Below are 19,863 nucleotides of genomic sequence, written 5' to 3' on the forward strand. Positions count from 1 at the left end.
AGCGAACTCCTCCAACCGACCCTGACACATGGCGAGTTCATCTGCCCTCATACCAGCAGGAAACCACCAAGCCGACCACTTGCCCAGAGACGTAATAAAGCCCTACTAGGGGCCGTTCGTTTGGATCACTGTCGAAGCAGGGCGTAATCCAGGTTGAGAACCTTGCGCGTTTAAGGCACCGGGAGACGGGCCCTGACCCCGGATGTTGGACACGGGGTTATGCAGCTTGGGGAAGTGTGGTTGCGGGTTCGAAGAAGGTGTTCTCGTAGATGATCGGAGAGCGTTGTCCGAGGCGGGAGTGCCGGCGTCGAGTGTTGTAGCGGCTGGCCCAGCGGAAGGCCGCGAGCCGGGCGTGACGAGCGGCGGGCCACGCCTTCGCGCCCTTGAGCGTCTCCCTCTTCATGGACGCGTTCCAGCTCTCCGCGGCGGTTGTCCGCCGAACTGCCCACGGCGCTCATGCTCCTTCTCACCCCGGCCCGCTCGCAGGCGGCGAAGGCGGCACTTGTGTACTGGGAGCCGTGATCGGTGTGCATAATGGCGCCCTTCAGGCTGCCGCGGGTCCGCTCGGCCGCGGCTTCGGACGCGGAGCTCGGCCTGGCGGCTCTGCTCGGGCAGCGGCCCATCACACCGTCCGGTCTGCGCCGGACCGGAGACCCGGGTTGGCGGAATTCAGACATGACGTCGGACGCGACGGGCCCCACCGGGGCCTTCGGCCGACGGGCGAGGGCGGCGGCACTCTTCGTCCGGCGGGCCGCCCGGGACCAGCCCGTCCGGCTCACCCCTGGTCGCCGAACTCCCGGTAGATGTCGGCCAGGAAGGTGGACAGGTGGGTGAATTCGGTCTGGTCGTGCAAGAGCATCTCGTAGGCGAAGCCGAGCGCCTCGGCACGTTCCTCGTCGGTGCTGTAGGTCTTGCCGCAGTCGAAGATGTATCGGCTGCGCAGTTCGAAACCGTCGGCCGTGGTGCGGACGAGGTGGAGCATGACGCCGTTGTTCATGCTGAGCTTGCCGCACGCGTGGGCGCTGATCTCCGACTGGGCGAAGCGGCTGGTGTCGAAGCCCAGTTCGGAGGGGTGGAGGAACTGGATGGTGAGCTCCGAGCGCATGGGGCCGATGTACTCGATGATGTCGTGGGTGTTGCCGATGTAGCGATCGACGTCGGCGACACCGGGCCGGGTGAGGACGTCCTGGTCGCGGGGAATGGCCTGCTGGTGGTTGTAGGGGTACCACAGCGAGTAGCGCTCGGGCTCGACGGAATGCCACCAGAACCACCAGGTGAACATCTCCGGTGTGCAGCCGGGGAAGCGGGTGAGACTGGTGACGTACGGGTGGCCGTCGTCGGTGACGCAGAAGCCGGTCTCGACCTTGTGGTACCCGGCGTCCAGCAGGGTGTCGAGGTCCTCGGGCGAGCTGGTGATGGCCGCATCGGAGGGCATGGCGCTCTGGATGGCGGGCATCACGTCGTCGTGAAGCCACAGGTCGCCGTTGAAGTACTTGGCGTACGGCTTGCCCTTGATCCGTTCGCTGTTGTGCCGGAACAGGTCCTGGGTGGCGACCGGATAGTAGGTAACGGGAAGCATGGCAGTGCCCTCTTTTCCTTCAGCCTTTTCTTTGGGTCTTTTCTTTGGTCTTTTCTTCAGTCGTCGGCGCGACGGGCGGACTCGTCACCGTCCGGAGCGGGGGCGCCGGACGAAGCGGCGCGAAGGTGGCCCAGCCGGGCGAGCAGCAGGCGTCCCCCGGATTCGCCGATGACGATACCGAGCAGTCCGACCAGCGCGATCCACGGCGGGGCCGGAGTGGGTACGCCCATGAGCCAGCACAGGAATCCGGCGAGGATGCCGGCGCCGAGGGAGAGCGCGTAGCGGGCGACGGCGCGGCTCATGCGACCGCTTCGAGGATGGCGAAGCCGATCAGCGTGCCGGCCAGTCCGGTCAGGGCGACCGGAGGGGGTGCCGGAGAGGGCACCCTGATCAGCGCGTACATGATTCCGAGGACGATTCCGGCACCCAGTGCCGTGGCGTACGAGAGCACCCTTCGCCTCCTGCGATCGCGGCGCCGTGCACCACCGGCGATGCGAATGGACCAATTGGCCACAAAGGACAACTTTCGCCGAGTTTCCATCCTTTGTGCTGCTAAATCTCTTCGATGGTCGATCCAGGAGCATGCCGACACGGGCGACGGAGTGAAGGGGGAGGACATCTCCTGCGAGGCTGCGGCTCCCGATCAAATGCCTATCGAGCTGGTGTGTGATAGCGGGTGATGTGTTCTTGCTGGTGGGTGGCATGATCCGGGTGTGGCGATCATGCTCGGTCGGACGGTTCTCGCGCATCAGGTGTTCACAGGGGTCTCCCAGGGGCATCTCGCCTCCCTGGTTGAGGAGTTGGCTGATCCGTGGCAGGCCGTGGTTGAGGGGCGTCGTCACGAAGCTCGCGGCGGGGCCAGGAAGCGCGAGGCAGGAGCCGGTGCCCGGCATCGGCTGGTGTTCGTCGACCGGCTCGTGGCCACGCTGATTCACCTGCGGCACGATCTGCCGCATGCGGCGTTGGCGCTGCTGTTCGGCGTTGACCGCTCCACCATCACCCGTGCGACCGCCGAGATACGAGGGCTGCTGGCCGAGCGGGGATGCGCGGTCCCGGACCGGCCCGGTCTGCGGCTGCGGACCCTGACGGATGTGCTCGCATACGCCCGGGCCGAGGGCACCGAGCTGCGGCTGGACGCCACCGAGGTCCAGGTCCGCCGGCCCCCGGCCGGCCGCGGCGGGCGCCGTGCGTTCATCCCGGGCAAGAAGAAACAGAACACGATGAAGGCCACCGTCGTCGCCGACCATCAGGGCCGCACGCTCTGGACCGACGCCCTGCGACCAGGGCGGATGCACGACGCGACCGCCGCCCGCAACGAAGGCATCGGTACCTGTTTCCAGCACTTTCCCGACGTGGAGGTCCTCCTGGACGACGGCTACCCCGGGCTCCGCCGCGATCACCCCGGCCAGGCAGTGACCCCACCCAGGAAGGGAAACAAGATCAGCCCGCCCGAGGTCCTCGAAGCCCGCCTACGAGCCCGGCACCGGCACTCCTCAAAGCGCATCACCGTCGAACACGCCCTCGCCGACCACAAACGCTGGAAGCAACTGGCCCGCTGGACCCACCGCCGGGAGAACCTGCCCGCCACCTACCGGGCCATCGCCGGCCTCGTCTCCGACCGCAACACCACCCACTGAAACAAACCCACAGCTCAGGAACCCGCGTCTTCAACACAATCACGCACCAGCTCGTAAGGTCGGTCGACCCAGCCTCTTTCTCCTGGAAGTGTTCATGCCTCGCCGATCACCGGGCGAGATCAGGACCCAGCTCCCGCAACGCCGAACGCACCATCGGCGGGCACCCGTGATCCGCGGGCTGTCCGCCTCGGCAAACAGGCAGATCGCCGCCTTCGAACGAAGCCACGGCCTCCCCGCGGGTGAAGTCGCACACGCGTTCCGCCGCTGGAACACGTCTGTCCACAAGACACGCGGAGACCTCGAGCCGTTCTACGAACTCGATGACACAGACCTCCGCAACGGCGACTACCACGTCCGCACCCTGCTGGAGATCACACTCCATGCCCTGAGGACCAAGGCACGACGCGAGCTGAGCGCAGTCGTCGGCCCCGCAGACGAACATGTGCTTGACCGCACCCTCAACAACCCCTTCGCACCCCAAGACCTCCCCTGGTGGATGCGTCGAATCGGTGTCTGAACCTCCAGCCGTTCCTGGTTCTGACCGACATCTCCAAGCCCACACCTCGAGCAATGCTCAAGACTTGTGGATCGGCCTCGGGTTGGCACACGAAGTGCGTGCCTTCCCGAATGATCCTGTGATGGTCATCGAGTAGGCCGACGTTCGCTGCGTCGGTCGGGAAGGTACGCCCGTGCTCACGGTAGTCAGCGAAGACGGAACGACGCCATACGGCTCCCTGATTGACGAGATCGTGCGTGAGGGCGCGAGGCGGATGCTGGCCGCGGCCCTGGAAGCAGAAGTCAACTCCTACATAGCCGAGTTGGCCGATCAGCGAGACGATTCCGGCCGCCGCCTGGTCGTGCGCAACGGCTTCCACCAGCCGCGGAAGGTGACGACCGCGACCGGGGCGATCGAGGTGAAGGCCCCGCGGGTCAACGACAAGCGCGTCGACGGGGCCACCGGCGAACGCAAGCGGTTCTCCTCGGCGATCCTGCCGCCCTGGGCTCGTAAATCCCCGAAGATCAGCGAGGTGCTGCCGCTGCTGTATCTGCACGGCCTGTCGTCCGGTGACTTCGTGCCCGCCTTGGAGCAGTTCCTCGGCTCCTCCGCCGGCCTGTCGCCCGCGACGATCACGCGGCTGACCGCGCAGTGGCAGGCCGACCACAAGTCGTTCATGGACCGCGATCTGTCCTCCACGGACTACGTCTACGTCTGGGCCGACGGCGTTCACCTGCGCATACGCCTGGAAGAGGCGAAGGCCGCTGTCCTGGTCATGGTCGGCGTGCGGGCCGACGGCACCAAGGAACTGATCGCGATGACCGACGGCTACCGCGAATCCTCCGAGGCGTGGGCGGGACTACTGCGGGACGCTGCCCGCCGGGGCATGCGGGCCCCCGTCCTGGCCGTCGGCGACGGGGCGCTCGGCTTCTGGAACGCGTTGAACGAGGTGTTCCCCGAGACCCGCCACCAGCGGTGCTGGGTGCACAAGACCGCGAACGTCCTCGACGCGCTGCCGAAGTCGGCCCAGCCTGCGGCCAAGCGCGCGATCCAGGAGATCTACAACGCCGAGGACAAGGAGCGCGCGGCCAAGGCCGTCGCCGCGTTCGCCAAGCAGTACGGGGCGAAATACCCCAAGGTTGTCAAGCGGATCACCGACGACGAGGAAGAACTGCTGGCGTTCTTCGACTTTCCCGCCGAGCACTGGATCCACCTGCGGACCACGAACCCGATCGAGTCGACCTTCGCCACTGTGCGCCTGCGGACCAAGGTCACCAAGGGCGCCGGCAGCCGGGCCGCCGCCCTGGCCATGGTCTTCAAGCTCATCGAGTCAGCCCAGGAACGCTGGCGGGCGATGAACGCACCCCACCTCGTCGCTCTGGTCCGGGCCGGCGCCCGCTTCGAGCGGGGCGTCCTGGTCGAGCGATCCGAGGCCCGCGCGGCATGAACACCACCGCCTGCCACAGGTCGGAAAATCAGTGGCAGGCCCGGCCCACCCGTGGTGAAGATCGCGGCATGCCCAACTTCCTGGAGACCGACCGGCTCGCCCTGCGCGAGTTCACGGTGACCGACATCGACCACCTGCTCGCCCTGGACAACGACCCCAAGGTCATGCGCTTCATCAACGGTGGCCGCCCCACAAGTCGGGAGGCGATCGAGACCAGGACCCTCCCGCGGCTCCTGCACGACTACCCATGCTGGAAGACCCGCGGCTACTGGGCCGCGCAGGAGAAGCCCACCGGCACCTTCCTGGGCTGGTTCGAGTTCCGACCGTTGGAGGAGCACAGCGCCGCCGTGGTCGAACTCGGTTACCGGTTGAACCAGGCGGCATGGGGGCGTGGCTATGCCACCGAGGGGTCCCGGGCCCTGGTCCACAAGGGGTTTGCGGAACTCGGGGTCGAGCGGGTCACCGCAAACACCATGGCCGTCAACACCCGCTCCCGTCGCGTCATGGAGAAATCGGGCCTGTCCTTCGTCCGGAACTTCACCGGGGACTGGCCGGAGGCGATCGAGGGCTCCGAGCACGGTGAAGTCGAGTACGAACTCACCCGGACCGAGTGGGAGCAGCCTCGATAGATCAACGGCCCAATCCACAACTCTTGACAATTACTCAAGCACCTCAGCCCAGCAACGCTGCCAGCACCGGCCGACATTCGTTCCTCGTTTTCACCTACGCAGCCAGTCGTGGCGAGCGCTGCCCCGGAGGTCCGCACCGCCAACGCGGCGGTCCCCGCGACCGCGAGCTCCATGCGGCCGTTGGCCACCGGGAGTACGAGAGCCCCCAGGTCGCGGCCGTGCCGACCGCGGTGAGCACGTCGCCGATGCCCTGGACCACCAGGGCCTTGCGGGTGGCCTTGAGGTGTTCGGCCTCCAGGCGGCCGGAGACGATCCGGTACTGGCGGATCAGGAAGTCGGCCATGGTACCGGCGCGGACCTCGTCGGCGGTGTTCCGCTCGGTGGTGTAGGAGCGGAAGACGTTGCGAAGCCGGGAGGCGGCGAGGCTGCGGTGGTGGGCTGCGTGCCCGATCCGCGCCCCGCGTATGGCACCCCAGGCGCACGGAAGCACGGACAGGACCAGGAGGAAGTATGACCGGGTGAGTCGTTGCAGTTGCTGTGTCCCACACAGGTCGTGTCACATTACGGCTGGAGCTGGCCTTCGGCCCGTGTCGCGCCCAGGAGCGGCATCGTGTTCTTTTACTGACCGGGTTCCCTGCCCGCCCCCGGGAGCAGCAGCTGAAAATGGGCGCCCTGCAGCACGGGGTGGCCCAGGATGCGCGCCCGGACGTTGAGGTCACCGTCGACTTCACGAGCCAGTTGGCGTGCGATGTGCAGACCGTGGCCCCGGTCCGGGCCACGGGTGGACTCGCCCTTGCGGAACACCCGGTACTCGGAGCCCTCCGCATACGGCAGACCTTTTCCGCTGTCCTGGATGTCGACGACGAACTCCGTACTCGCCGGGGTGACCGTCGCCCTGACGATCTGTTCCCCGTTCTCCGCCGCCGCCTCGGCCGCGTTGGTGAGTACCTCGTACAGGATCGCCCGGAGCCCGGCGGGGGAGACGGCCACCGGGGCGCTGTCCGGGGCGTGGATCTGCAGTGCGACCTCCGGGTAGTGGGCGGTGAATGATTCCCGCATCTCCAGAAGGGCCACGGCGAGATCGCTGTTGCCGTCCACCGAGACTTCCGACGGAAGTTCACCCGCCGTAGCGGTCAGGGCCCGGGCCGCCGTCAACAGTTCCTCGGGGGGTGTGGCCGGGGACGCGGCCAGCTCCTCGTACCTCCGCAGTTCGGGGCGCAGGGCGTGCCGATACAGCCGCCAGTCACCGGGGCGGAGGATGTCGCCGAGACCGGCCCGGGCGGACGCGGTCTCCTCCGTCAGCTGGAGAAGTGTCTCCTGGAGCTTCCGATCGGCGTCGCCGCCCAGGATGAGCAGGACTCCGCAGCGGTGGAAGCGGACTTCGCTGGCGTCGGCCCCCGCCACCAGCGGTAGCGCCGCCAGCCGGGCCAGGCCCCGCCGGATCTCCGGCTCATGGCCATCGTCGGGCATGTCGTCCCCGGCGACCGACGCGGCGCACAGCAGGATCTCGTCGAGGGTGACCGGCTGCCCCGGAACGGCAGCGGACAGCGCGGCCCAGAAGGTGACCCGAGCGGCCGTCGAGTCGGCGATCGGGGTGAGGGCAGCGTTCTCGACGGTCCGGGCGAACGACGGATCCCGGGCCCAGTCCCGTACGATGCTGTACGCGCCGCGCTCTGGCCGCGCCGCGGTCCTCGGGAGCGCCAGGAACTCCAGGAACAGATGGAGCAGCGCCAGATCGGGACCGGTCTGGAACGATAGGGCGTCGGCCGTCGTCAGATCGCCCAGCCCGGCTAGATCGACGATCCAGCGCAGGACGTGCCACCGCTCGCCGGGCTCGCTGCCGAGCAGTGCCTCCAGCGAGGCCGCCGAACCTCCGGTGAAGGCATCGAGGGACCACTGCCGCCCCAGCACCCTGAGCAGCTGAACGGGTACCTGCGACCGCAGGGTGACCAGCTCGACGAGATGCCCGAGGTCGAGCACCGCGCAGGCGGTCCGCTCGGGGCAATCGGACGCCTGCAGTGAGCGGCCCACCGCGATGTAGGGCTGGCGCAGGTCGAGACCGGGCTGGTCCTTCGCGTCCGGAGCGGCGACGAAGAGTTCCACACTTCCGGTAGGTCGGAACCGCGCGGTCTCCGCCTCGGCGAACACCCCGGTGATCGTGGTGAGATACCCGCCCTCGATACGGTGCACCGGTGGCGCCGGGTGGTCCTCCGCGCTGAGGAACCGGGCGAGCGCGCGGGCGAACTGGGCGGCTGTCGCCTCGTTGTTGTTGCCGAGCGCGTCAAAGGCCTCCAGCAGCTCCTGACCCCGCTCGTCCACAGGTTTCCAGCGGGCGTAACCCGGGGGCCTGATCAGCGGGTTGAGATGCCACCGAAGGATCTCGGACGGGGTCTCCGCGGCCTGCGTCCAGCCGCGCAGCGGCGGCACGCTCTCCGGGGCCGGGCGCGGTGAGGCGCCGCTGGCCAGCAGCAGTTCGACGGCGCGCAGTTGTCCGGCCTCCAGCAGCGCGGCGACAGCGCTCATGGCGTCCATCTCCCCACCCCGTCCTCCGTCCCGCTCCGCGTCCCGTACGGCCGCTTTCTCGCACCGCTCCCGCAGCTCCGCCCGCTTCTCGTCCAAAGCCTGTTCGAACGCTGCTTCGTCCGCCCGCAGGCGCTCCTCCACCTGTGGCCAGGACCGCGCGCACAACGCGGTAAGCGCGTCCCGCTCCGGTACGACGGCCACATTGGCCGCACTCGCCCGGTCCACGAGATGCTGAACCCGTCCGAGGAGGCTCTGCAGACACTCGGCCCTGCGCCGGCTCAGCCGCGTCCGCAACTCCTCGACCTCGGAGATCTCCAGCGCCTGGCACTCCGCGAGCGCCTCCTCGGCCACCTGGAACTCACCGGCCGCGATCAGCCTCGTGCAGGCCCGGTACTCGTTGTGGTCCCCGGCGATGCCCTCAAGACCGGCGAGGGCCAGCTGCTCCAGAGAGGCGGGTGTCCCGTCGGAGAGCGCCACCAGCAGGCCCGGGAAACGGAACCGTCCCGGCCATGCCACGAGGAGTCCACGCAGGGAGTCATCGGTGTCTGTCATCGGTCGTCCGTCCTCCTTCGGCGCTGCGACCGCTGCCACTGGGCGAGCGGGTCGAGCCGGTCCAGCAGGGCCAGCAGGGGTGAGGCGTACGGGCGGCCGAGGCCGTTGGCGTCGCTGAACAGTGCGTCCCACTTGTCCGCGATCAGTTCCGCCAGCTCCCCGCAGCCGGCCGCCTCCGGGGCCGTCGCGGCGGTGGAGCCCGGCCCGTTCGGCATCGGGGCGATCGACCGGGCCCGGCGCACGATGTCCTCGATGGTCTGCAGGAAGGTCCGCTGGTTGCCCCACTGGATCTCGGGCCGTCCACCGTCGGCCACGATCTGGTCCAGATGGCGACGGACATGGACGGGCAGCGAGTCCTGCATCCGCGCGCAGTTCTCGGCACTGCCTTCCGCCGCGGCCCGGATCGCCGTCAGCATGCCGTCCCTGGCGAAGAGCTCCCGGTGCAGGAACTTGCCGGAGTCGAAGGTGAAGCGATGCAGGCGCTCCATCCGGTCGATCTGGTCGACGAGTTCCTCCCACTGCTCCGCCGTCTCGCTGAGCTCAGTCATCCGGGAGAGCTCGGAGGCGAGCAGGGCGAGCGGGAGGGGCCCGTGGCCCGCTTCCCGGTGCCGCTTGGCGGCCGCCGCCAGCTCCTGCCACGACGGTGGCAGCGCTTCGTCGAGGAGTGCGAGTGCGATGAGCCCGTCGTCGGGAACAGCCCGCAGCAGCGTCTCGGCGAGACCGGCCGCCGCGCCCACCGCCTGCGCGAGCGGCTCGCTGTAGGACAGCTCCAGTGCCGCCTCGGACAGGACCGGGCCCAGTGGGCCGGTCTCGATGGCCACGGCCGCCGTACAGGCCGCCGGGTGCACAGCACCTTGAGCCCCATGGAGGAGCTGGCCCAGCAGGGAGGCCTCGACGAACGCGCGCCGGTCCCAGGCCTCGGCGACCAGCCAGCCCGCCCAGCGGGACCAGTGCTCGTCCCGGCTCTCCCGCTCCTGGAGCAGTGCGGCCGCGACCACCGGCCGCATGTCCTCCGGGCGGACCTTGTTGTGCCACACGTCCAGTACGCCCCAGAGGTCGTCGACCTGGCGGAGCCGTTCGGCGACGATCGCGGCGTATCGCGCGCTGCCACGCTCGGCGCCGGCGTCGACCAGCAGCGACAGGGCGACTGCGGTGGCCCCGCTGAGCCGGCTGTCCGGCTCAGCAACGGTTTCTGGCTCCGTGCGGAGCTCGGCGGGGACGCCGAGCTCCGCGGCGATCGTCGTGGCCGCGGCAGCGCCCCGGACGTGTACACCGACATGGCTGGTGCGCTCTGACGGCCGCAGGGTGCGCCGCCGGTCGCGCAGCGGCGACAGGCTGCCGATGATGGCCTCGTCGTCCCAGATGGCGGCCCGTGCTCCGGCCCGCTCGTCGCGGACCTTCAGACCTCGGCGGATCAGCGCTTTCAGCTCCGGCTGCGCTGGCGTCCTCTCCTGGCCGAGCCCGGCGGGCCGAATCAGCTGGACCGCGACCCCCTGGTCCAGCCGTTCGCCGAGCGCGGCGACGAACCGCTCATCGGAGGCCTGCGCGTCGGAGCTGTCGTCGGCCAGCACCAGCCGCCGGGTCGCGCTGTGCAGGGCCTGCTGCACGAGATCCCGGGGCGCTCCGTCCTCCAGGATCTCGACGACCGGGTCGCCCTCGGTGGCGCGACGCAGGGCCCCGGTCAACACCGCGTGGTGCTCCACCCAGCTCTCCACCCACAGGGCCCGGGCCGCAGGATCCTGGCGGAGCCTGTCGATGTGTCCCTTCTCGCCTGGAGGCGGTACGGCGGCCACGGGTTCGGCGCGCCGCCGTTCCAGTACGGACCCGAAGGAGTCGTCCTGGATGAGGATGCGCTGACCGAGCTGCCAGTACGGGAAGGACTTGCGTGCCCAGATCAGCAGATCGGTGACGCACTGCGGGGTGCCGGGCGGTCCGCCCGGGGCGGTGCCCTCGACGAGGATGCCCACTTCTCCCCGGGTGTCCCGCGTGATGTCGACACCGAGCGGGCTGTGGGTGCCGACGAAGGCCCGCTGATTGTCCTGGACCACCACGCAGGCGGCGGTGCGGGCGCTGCGGTCGCTGAAGAGCACCTTGGAAGGGTGGCGGGCCTCCAGGTCGAAGAGTGCCGTCCTGACCCGGTTGGGCAGGATGTCGCCGTCCCTCCTGCCCCAGAGGAAGACCAGATGCACTCCGCGTTCCAGAGCTTTGCGGAGATCCGGCAGCAGCCCGCTGAGCGCCGCGTAGCTGATGTCCGGAGCGGAGAAGACCAGTTGGGTCCTGGCGGACTGGATGAGGTCTTTGACTGTCCACTCGTGACCGGCGGCGCGGGCCACAACGACAACGGCGGCCTTGGCTCTGCCCGTCTCGGCGATCCGCGCGGAGAGCCGCCGGGAGAGATCGGCAAGGAATTCCTGCCGCACACCGATGTGTTCGGGCTCGGCGTCGGCCAGGGCGCGGACCGCCTCGCCCATCCGCCGCAGCAGGCTGTCGGCGCTCTCGGGAGCGACGAGCTGGATGCCGGCCCGGCCGCGCAGCGCCTGGACGAACTTGTGGTCTGGCTGCTTCTCGGCGAGGTCGGCCAGGTGCTGGCGCATCCGCTCGCGGGAGCGGGAGCTCCACCCCGGCTGGTCCCGCTCCAGCAGCTGGGCCGAGATCCGCCCGGTGTCGTTGTCGAGGAACACCTGTGCCTGCGCGCTCAGCCAGCGCAGTTCGCTGGCCGGGCGCAGCACCGGGCTGCGGAAGCCGACATCGAGGACGTTCTTCCGGAAGCCTCTGCTGCGGCGGTCGTTGCGGATGGCGGTCTGGACGGCCCGCAGCAGTTCGTCGGCAGGCAGGTCGGTCTCGCTGAGGACCTGGTGCAGTGGTACGCGCAGGCTGCCCACGGACGGTCGGCGGGTGCCGTGGTCGGCGGGGAAGACCCGGCCGGTGACCGGTTCGAATAGGAACTGCCGGTGCTCCTGTTTGGCGGCGCTGTCCCGCAGTGAGCCGCCCGAGGCGATGACCTCACGGGCCCCGTCGGTGAGGTCCAGGGTGCCGTCCTGGAAACCGACCATGATGTGGCCCTTGCGCCACAGGCTGTGCACCACGTCGAGGACGATGCGGCGGGGCAGCGCGAAGAGGTCGGCCTGGTCCTCGACGGTGCTGCGGCCCGCCGCGATGGCCTTCGCGACCAGGTCCTCCAGGGTGGTCAGCCCGTCCTCGGGGCCAAGCAGCAGGGAGAGGGTGACAAGCCTGCAGGGGATGGCGAGTTCGACGTCCTGGGCCATGCTCACTCCCACTCGTCGGCGTGGACAACCTTGCCGAACCGCTTCACGGTGTCCGTCACCAGCCGCCAGTCCTGCCCGCCGTGCTCGGCGAAGTGCTCCAGGCTGCCGACCATCACGAGGAGACGGCGGGCCCGGGACATCAGCACGTTGATCACCTCGGCCTGCCCGACGTGTCCGACGCTTTTCAGAACGTCTCCTCTTCTGGTTGACCTGACGAGCGAGACGACGACCCGGTGCGCCTCGCGCCCCTGGAAGGAGTGAACCGTGTGCACCCGGTTGCGCAGTGACCCGCGCTGATTGAGCAGCGCCACCTGGGCCGCGTACGGAGTGAGGACGGCGAGGCTGCCGGGCGCGTCGGGCAGCGACGGGTCGGGCGGGGCCGGTTCCATACCGGTGACGAGCCGGTCCACCAGGTCGACCTCGCCGACGTTGGTCCAGTACCCCTCATCGGCACAGCCGGGCCGGCCCGTGGTGTCGAGCCACACCAGCGGATGCCCCTCCAGGAACCAGGGCTCCCGGACGCCGTGCGGTGCGTTGGCCGCCTCGTGGGTGGTGAGGAAGCTGTTCGGCAGACCCAGGTCGGGATCCTGCTCGACCGGGTCCTTCGGGTAGAAGGCCCGGCTGGCTGGTTCGGCGATGGTCCGGTGCATCCGGAACTGCTTGTCCAGGCTGCCGAGGGGCGGGACCTGCCGGCTCTGGGCTGGCCGCTCCCGCTCGGTGCGGAACAGTTCCCCGAAGAGGCTGAGCACCTTCAAGTAGCTCTCACGGGCGTCGTAGTGGCGCTGGACGTCGGGGTCCGGGTGGCTGTACAGGCTGTGCAGGAAGGCCCGTACGTCGTTCTCCCGGTGGGGGCCGAGCTGCCGGTGGTCGCCGATGAGGGTCCATCGGACACCGAGCACCAGCGGGGTCACCACCTCCGTCGGCCAGGCCTTGGCAGCCTCCTCCAGGAGCACCCAGTCGAACAGGTCCGAGGGGTCGCGGACGGTGTCGGTGATGGTGGCGGCCATGGAACAGGTGGCCAGGACGATGTTGGCGCCCGCCTTGATCCGGTCGGAGATCTCCACCTGGTCGGGCACGACACGCTCGAGCCACTGCTGCACGAGGGCGGCCTCGCTCGGGGGCACATCCGTCCGGGCACCGGGCCCTCCACCCAGCTTCTGCTCGATGTTGCTGACGACCCGCCGGGTCAGCGCCTCCAGGGTGTGCTGGTGCAGCCGCGGGTCGACCTTGTCGATCCCGCCCACCTGGGGCATCTCCCGGAGCATCAGGATCTGTCCCTTGTCGATGCCGTCGCCGAGTTCCTCGGCCAGCCGGATGCCGAGGTTATCGAGGGCGAAGTTCGACTGGGCGCTGACCAGGATGCGAGCACCTTTCTCCATCCGGAGATAGCGGCTGACGGCATGCGTGGCGACGGTGGTCTTGCCGGTGCCCGGCGGGCCCTGGAGGGCGTAGAAGGGGTGCAGCGAGAGCATCTCCCGGATCACGCTGGGGGCGTTGCCCTCCAGGCCGCTGTCGTCGGCGTCGTTGTAGCGGCCGCGGCCGAGGTCGAAGGAGAGCGGTTCGCGCAGGGCCCGGATGAGACCGGGCAGATTACGCAGGGAGTGCCAAGCCCGGGCCTGCCGGCCGAGCTGGATGTCGGAGCCGGAGTCGGTGGAGGGCCGCAGCCAGCCCGACGCGGGGATCCGCCCGCCGCCGATCCGGCGCACCTCGATCGAGTGCGCGTCGAGCCGCCGCAGGACTCTGACCCGGATACGGTCTCTGCCGAAATGCGGCCGGTCGGGTGTCCCCACCACGTCCAGCTTGATGAAGTCATCGTCGTCGGAGCCGAGATCGGCGACGAAGTCACCGAGATGCGGACGGCGACCGGGATCCATGGCGTACACGGTGAGCAGCGCGTTGCGGTGCTTGCGTTCGTCGTCGCGCTGCTGGTCGTACATCAGGACGGCGGTGCCCTGCGGGGTGTCGCCGGCCGGTGCGTCCTCCGCTGCCCGCTCGGTCCGGACGAACGGGTACTTCCGGGCATTGAGTTCGATTGCCTGGTAGTCGATGAGGAAGTCGAGGGCCTTGAGGAATTCCTCGTCCTTTGGGTCCTTGCTCCGCGCGCCGACCGACACCGACTCGGTGAGCCGGGTCCACGACGGGCGGCCAGTGCGGTGGTGGGACATGTCCTGCCCGGTGCGGTAGGCCACGAGGTCGATCCGGGACAGACGGCGCCGTGGATGCGCGTTGACGAGTTCCTGGGCGTAGTCGCGGTCCCGGAGGTACTTGATGACCAGCATGTCGTCGCAGACCCGCTGACGGTCGCGGTACGTCGGGTTCTCGATGAAATACGCGCAGAACCAGACCGCGCTCTCGCCGATCAGGACCCACTCCGCCTCCCGCAGTGTCTCCTCACGGGCGCCCGTCGCGTAGCCGAAAGCGCCGTTGGGAGAACGGACCAGTTCCGCTTGGCGCAGCTCCTTCTCGAAGAAGGCCTTCAGCTCCTCACGGCCCGCGGCGTCGTCAGGGCTGCGGGAGATCCAGTTGCGCTGTTTGTAGATCGTCTTGACGGACTCGTCCGGCATGAAGGCGACGAGATGGGGGCGCTGGTTCTCTTCCTTGTCCTCCCAGATGCCGCAGACCGCCTCCCAGTCCTGCTCGATGCGGCGGGCCGCCTCGTATGAGGTGATGCGTGACTTGGGGGTCGGCTCCAGCATGCTGCGGAGCACCCGGGTGAGCGCGCCGGGGAGTTCGGGCCGATTGGCCAGGTGGGTGCGCATCGCCCGGTGCAGCTTGTTCAGGGCCGTGCGCAGCCCGGTGTCGTCGGCGGCGGCGACGGCCGCGTACTCGCCGGGGACGCAGCTGTGGATCGGCCCGCAGAACAGCTCGAACCCGAGGACGCCGAGCCCGAACACGTCCGTCGTGTCCCAGTCGCGCCGGGACGAGGGGGCTCCCTCGAAGAGGGAGGGGTGGGTCTCGGGAGCCAGGTAGGCGAGATGACGGGCCGGCTCGACGTTCTTGGGAGGCCTCAGATAGAGCTGCCGGATGCCCTGCTGGGCCTCGTCGGCCTGGGTGGAACTGCCCATGGCGCGCAGCAGATTGCCGATCAGCGTGCTCATCTCGAAGCGTCCCAGGCTCAGCGCCAGGTGCTCGGCGGCGTCGCTGTGGGGCGATGTGTGGACCTGCAGCGCGCCGAGGGTGAGATTGCGGTGCAGGATCCCGGAGCCGTGCAGTTGGCTGAGGGCGTCGACGAGCACACTGAATTGCTCGAAGGCGGCGATCCGGTGTTCTTGGGCCCACGAGACGGCCCAGTCGATGTCCAGTGGGCTGCCATTCTCCTTGGTCATCGTGAACGCGATGCTCTCAGTCGCGTCGAAGCTGCCGTCGGTGATCTCGGGCAGGGCGGGGTGGTTGAGCGCCTGAAGCCGCAGCAGGCTGCGGACCTCGTGCTCCCACAGCTCGCCCGCGAATTTGTGGATGTCGGCGAAGAGCGACATCTCGAAGGTCTCGTAGTCGTCGCCGGGGGTCTGCATACGGACGCGCATCAGCCGGTCCTGCAGCACCACGACCGGTTCGCCGATCCTCTTGTACGGACCGTACGGGGCCGTGGCCTTGCGGCAGAACAGCCTGTCGACCAGTTCGGCGTACCTGTCAGTGTCCTTGCCTGGCCCGGACATCACGGCCCCCTTCCGTCTGTCCTGTCAGCAGCCAGGACTCCACGCGTATGACGAGCAGTCCCTCGTCGGTTCCGATCGCGATCCGGCCATCGCCAAACGCGGCGAGGCTGCGGCACTGGATCTCCAGCGAGAGCGTGTACAGCGGTGTCCGGCGTCCCGCTGGATCGGGATCCCAGAAGCGCACGGTCCGGTCGTTGCCGTCGCTGCAGGAGGCGAGCAGGAGCCGCCCGTCCGGTGTGGTGAACTCCACGACGTCGGTGACCCAGTCCTGGTGGCCGGTCAGCACCTCGCCGTACGGGCGGCCGGTGGCCTCTACCGTGAGCTGGATCTCCTCGCTCCTGCGGTACGTGGCGCGCAGCGGGAGCCCACCCGGTCCGCTCAGTCGGCTCGTGCCGGTCGGCGGCCCCGCGGGGTGGTGGCCCCGGGGCACGGCCGCGGGCTCACCGGTGGTGGCGTCGAAGGCGGCGAGGCGGCCACCGTGGTCCTCGGCGAGCAGCAGCGTGGTGCCTTTCGGCCCGCCGATGGTGGACAGTCGTTCGTTCCGGTCCGCGGACGGATCGGCGGCGATGGCGGCGGTCGCCGTGGCGGACCGGGGGCCGGGGATCGTTGCGGGCTCCTGCGGGAGGTACGGGTTCCAGACACTGACGGTGCCGTCGTCCGCCGCGGACGCCAGCAGGGTGTCGCCGGCCAGGCCCTCGAAGGCGGTGATGGCGAGGCCCTGGGCAGTGGAGTCGTGTGGGCTGGGTACGAGCGGGGCGGGGTCCGCGAGGTCCTCGGCCCGCCCGGTGAGCGCGTCCCATACGCGGACCGCGCCGCTCTGCGCGACGGCGGCCAGCAGCGGCCGTCGGCCGTCGGCGGCGGCGAGAACGGTGAGGCAGTTCACGGGGCCGTCCGAGCGGAACTCGGTGACCAGCTCTCCGGAGACGGGCTCCCACACCTGTACTCCGCCGTCGTCCCAGCCCCCGGCCAGCAACGTGCCGCCGCCGTCGAGCCGTTCGACCGCTGCCACGGCTCGCGCCGTCGCGCCGGCCCGTTGCACGAGTGCGCCCACCCGGTGACCGGTGCACGCGTCCCAGACCCGTATCCCGTCACCGGCCGCGCTCGCCAGCAGGGTGCTGTCGCCGTCCTGGAAGGTGGTCAGGGCCCAGACCGGTCCGCTGTCGTGGCTCCGGAACCAGGGCCTGTGCACCTGCCCGGTCAGCGGGTCGAGGAAACGGATCCCGCCGCCGAACTCCCCGACGGCCACCAGGGGCACGGCGGCGGAGCCGCCCGGGTCCTGCGAGCCGTCCGAGCCGGCGGCATCGGTCGGCAGCAGGCAACCGTGCAGCGTGTGGGGCCACATCCCGTTCTCAGCCACCCGGCAGAGCCGTGGCCGCCCTGATGACACGTCCCAGATCCGGATGCGCTTGTCGTGGCCGGAGGTCGCCAGCAGGGTGGTGCCGGGAATCGAGGTCACCGCCGTCACCGGGCCCGGGGCGAACGGCTCGGCCGCCGCGGCGGCGTACCCGCGCGCCGGGTCCCAGAGGTGGAGGCCGCCGCTGTCGTCGACCCCGGCGAGCAGCGTGCTCCCGCCCGGTCCCGCCACCGGTGTGAGGGAGCGGACCGGCAGCGGCCGGCGGGCCAGGGTCAGCCGCGGCGGGCGTGGCCGCAGCCGGGCCCAGCACACCTGCCAGCCCGCGCCCCGGCCAGCGTCGGCCGGCTCCTCACGTACGGGCGCGACTCCGGCCGCGCGGGCCGTACCGAACTGCCGCAGTCCCACCCGGTCGGCCGGTCCGCAGCGCCGCAGCAGATGGGCCGCGTCCAGCACGCCGAGGACGGAGGGTGGCAGCCCGCGCGCCTCGCCCACCGCGCGCAGCACATCGGTGGCGACGGCCTCCACCGACAGTCTGTCGAGCACGGTGGGGCGGCCGGCCAGCGCTGTCCATCCCGGTATCCCGGCCGCCGCGGCGTGGCTGGACAAATGCCGGGCCAGATAGGGGTTGAGCGGTTGCTCGGGGCCCTCGTCCGCCAGCCGTACGAGCGCCTCCGTGACCCGGCGCCGACGCTCGGCCACATCGCTTGTGCCCGACGCCGCGTTGCCGTACGCGGCGGTGAAGTGCTCCGCGAACGTGCGGTGGGCGAGGCGGTGGACGCTCTGGCCGTTCTCGCCGTCGAGCACGATGTACGGAGCCGCGGCCTTCAGGATCTCGTCGATGTCGTCGGAGGAGACCGCCTCCTGTCCGGTGCCGCCGAGGGCGGTGGCCGCGGTGGCCCAGATCCGGTCTGCCCGGGGCAGTCCCCTGCCCTGCGCATGGGCGAGAGCTTCCAGCAGCCGGCCCACCCGCGCGTGGCGCGCGCCGAGGCGCCGGACGGCGGTGGCGAAAAGAGAGCGATGATCACCCCGCAGGAGTACGGCGAGTTCACGGGCGCGGTCTGCGAGCAGAAGGTCGGGATCGGCAAGGATCTCGTGCACGGCGAGCCCCGCGTACAGGAAGTCCCGGTCCTGCGTGTCGTCTGCCGTGTCGCCCTCCGTGCCGCCCACGATCAGTGCGCAGGCGCGGCGGACGGCGTCCGGGAAGGTCTCCGGCCGACCGGGGTAGGAGGCACGTGCCTGTTCCAGGCTCCTGGTGGCGTAGTCGTCCAGGGCCTGCGCGTCGCGGCGTAACCAGTGCACGGAGACATGATCCTCGGCCGCGCCGAGGGCGTCGAGAAGGTCGTGGTCGGCGCTCGGGGCGCGGTCCGGCGCTTCGTACGACGAAGGGCGCGCCCCGACGACCAGCCGGATGCCGGGGAGCGTGCCGAGCTCGCGCAGCAGCCCGGCGAGCAGCGGCGGCTCCTGCGCCTCGTCGAGGGCGTCGACCAGCAGGGTGTACGGGCGCTCGTGGTGGGCGGGACCTGAACGCAACGCGGCGATCAGGTCGTTGAACTCGTCGGCGGGGGGCCGGACGTCCGGGCGCGGCTGCGCCCCCAGGGCTGCCGCGAGCCGGGCGGTGACGTCGTGGGCGGTGGCCCCGGTCAGGTGGAGCGTGAGGTCGAAGGCGGGCAGTTCCGGGTCCATGTCACTCGGGTCGGCCGCGAGACCGGCCCGGGAAAGCAGCGGCAGCAGCTCGCCGAGCCGCGCGTTCGCGTGCAGCAGGACGTTGCCGAGCAGTGCGGACTTGCCGCACCCGGCGCGCCCGGTGACCACGAGGAGCCCCGAGCGGTGTTTCGCAAGCCAGTCGGCGATCGCCGCGCGGTCCTCCGTACGCCCGGCGAAACCCCAGGACAGCTCGCCGAACTCCGAGCCGAGCCCCTTGCGGGCGAAGTGGGCGCGGTCGGCCTCCGGTAGCGCGTCGACCGCCTCCCGCAGCCGGGCGTGGATCTCCACCGAGGCGGTCACCGGGAAGGCGGTGCGGCGGCGCAGCGGCGGCAGACCGCCCAGGTTGAGCGGGGCGACGAAGAGCGTACAGGTCTCGTCGAGGCGCGCGCCCAGGTCGTGGAGGGGGATCACCGTGTCGTGATCGCTGTAGCTGTGGGTGAGGACGTGCTCCAGAGTCCGCCGGAAGGTGCCCAGGTGTCCCTCGCCCTCGTCCCGTCCGGAGCCGACGAGCAGCAGGCCTCGGGTCGCCGACTCCTCGCCACCCGACAGATACGACAGTGCCTTCCTCACGAACAGGCTGGCACCGCACGCTTCGACGACGACGATGTCCCACAGGCCGTCGGAGGAACGCTGCCGACGCGCCTCCGCGACGTGGTTGGCGAACGCTTCGGGGACGAGCTCGGTGTCGTCCGTGCCCGGGTCGTGTCCCCTGATATACAGGGCTGCGTTCCTGCCGTTCGACCAGCCGTGACCGACCCAGAGCAGAAGGGAGTTGCGGAGTTCGACGGGTGTGGACCACCTTTTCAGCCGCGTGTCGACCCGGCCCAGGTCGCGCTCCTTGGGCTTCACCTCCCAGGGAACGAGAACGCCGCCGAGCGGTTCGAGGATCGCGCCGATCGCGCAGGCCTCCTCGTCAGCGGCGACTTTCTCCTCGCTCAGGTACTCGCCGAGCGGCACGGTGTAGACGTCGAAGCCCTGCGCGCCAGGCTTCTCGCCCGTTTCCTCCCCCTCGTGCATGGA

General features: G+C 69.9%; 12 protein-coding genes and 1 pseudogene. 4 read left to right on the forward strand and 9 right to left on the reverse strand.

Translation table 11 applies throughout. The features are described 5' to 3' along the window. Positions 1-217 precede the first annotated feature (217 nt). The 4 genes and pseudogenes from ABZZ04_RS31440 to ABZZ04_RS31455 all read right to left on the reverse strand — a co-directional run. A pseudogene (locus ABZZ04_RS31440) lies at positions 218-548 on the reverse strand (integrase core domain-containing protein); the annotation flags it as partial. A 227-nt stretch (positions 549-775) separates the two neighbouring features. Beyond that, complete coding sequence (locus tag ABZZ04_RS31445) at positions 776-1,579, reverse strand: hypothetical protein (protein ID WP_356935630.1); 804 nt, start codon at positions 1,577-1,579, stop codon at positions 776-778. A gap of 56 nt (positions 1,580-1,635) precedes the next feature. Continuing rightward, positions 1,636-1,881, reverse strand: a complete 246-nt coding sequence (locus ABZZ04_RS31450) for a DUF1427 family protein (protein ID WP_356935631.1) — start codon at positions 1,879-1,881, stop codon at positions 1,636-1,638. Continuing rightward, complete coding sequence (locus ABZZ04_RS31455; protein ID WP_356935632.1) at positions 1,878-2,030, reverse strand: DUF1427 family protein; 153 nt, start codon at positions 2,028-2,030, stop codon at positions 1,878-1,880. The genes ABZZ04_RS31450 and ABZZ04_RS31455 overlap by 4 nt, the downstream gene beginning before the upstream one ends. Before the next feature lie 271 nt (positions 2,031-2,301). Here ABZZ04_RS31455 and ABZZ04_RS31460 point away from each other — a divergent pair, with 271 nt between their 5' ends. The 4 genes from ABZZ04_RS31460 (at position 2,302) to ABZZ04_RS31475 (ending at position 5,788) form a co-directional block, all read left to right on the forward strand. Further along, positions 2,302-3,216 (forward strand): transposase family protein, encoded by a 915-nt coding sequence (locus ABZZ04_RS31460; protein WP_356935670.1) that lies wholly within the window; start codon positions 2,302-2,304, stop codon positions 3,214-3,216. A gap of 166 nt (positions 3,217-3,382) precedes the next feature. Beyond that, the gene (locus ABZZ04_RS31465; RefSeq protein ID WP_356935633.1) at positions 3,383-3,733 is read left to right on the forward strand and encodes a hypothetical protein; all 351 of its coding nucleotides are present in this window, start codon (positions 3,383-3,385) and stop codon (positions 3,731-3,733) included. Between the two features lie 172 nt (positions 3,734-3,905). Then, positions 3,906-5,159, forward strand: a complete 1,254-nt coding sequence (locus ABZZ04_RS31470) for an IS256 family transposase (RefSeq protein WP_356935634.1) — start codon at positions 3,906-3,908, stop codon at positions 5,157-5,159. 68 nt (positions 5,160-5,227) lie between these two features. Then, positions 5,228-5,788, forward strand: a complete 561-nt coding sequence (locus ABZZ04_RS31475) for a GNAT family N-acetyltransferase (RefSeq protein ID WP_356935635.1) — start codon at positions 5,228-5,230, stop codon at positions 5,786-5,788. Between the two features lie 94 nt (positions 5,789-5,882). Here ABZZ04_RS31475 and ABZZ04_RS31480 read toward each other — a convergent pair whose 3' ends face one another. The 5 genes from ABZZ04_RS31480 to ABZZ04_RS31500 form a co-directional block, all read right to left on the reverse strand. Next, positions 5,883-6,278: a hypothetical protein gene (locus ABZZ04_RS31480; protein WP_356935636.1), complete on the reverse strand. Its 396-nt coding sequence runs from the start codon at positions 6,276-6,278 to the stop codon at positions 5,883-5,885. Between the two features lie 128 nt (positions 6,279-6,406). Beyond that, positions 6,407-8,863 carry an ATP-binding protein gene (locus tag ABZZ04_RS31485; RefSeq protein WP_356935637.1) on the reverse strand — a complete coding sequence of 819 codons (2,457 nt, stop codon included), beginning with the start codon at positions 8,861-8,863 and terminating at the stop codon, positions 6,407-6,409. Then, positions 8,860-12,129: a hypothetical protein gene (locus tag ABZZ04_RS31490; RefSeq protein WP_356935638.1), complete on the reverse strand. Its 3,270-nt coding sequence runs from the start codon at positions 12,127-12,129 to the stop codon at positions 8,860-8,862. The genes ABZZ04_RS31485 and ABZZ04_RS31490 overlap by 4 nt, the downstream gene beginning before the upstream one ends. A gap of 2 nt (positions 12,130-12,131) precedes the next feature. After that, positions 12,132-15,785, reverse strand: a complete 3,654-nt coding sequence (locus tag ABZZ04_RS31495) for an AAA domain-containing protein (RefSeq protein ID WP_356935639.1) — start codon at positions 15,783-15,785, stop codon at positions 12,132-12,134. Further along, positions 15,760-19,860, reverse strand: coding sequence for an AAA family ATPase (locus tag ABZZ04_RS31500; RefSeq protein ID WP_356935640.1), 4,101 nt, complete (start codon positions 19,858-19,860; stop codon positions 15,760-15,762). The genes ABZZ04_RS31495 and ABZZ04_RS31500 overlap by 26 nt, the downstream gene beginning before the upstream one ends. Positions 19,861-19,863: the final 3 nt, after the last annotated feature.

The organism is Streptomyces sp. NPDC006435 (genome assembly GCF_040612315.1).
Classification (GTDB): domain Bacteria; phylum Actinomycetota; class Actinomycetes; order Streptomycetales; family Streptomycetaceae; genus Streptomyces.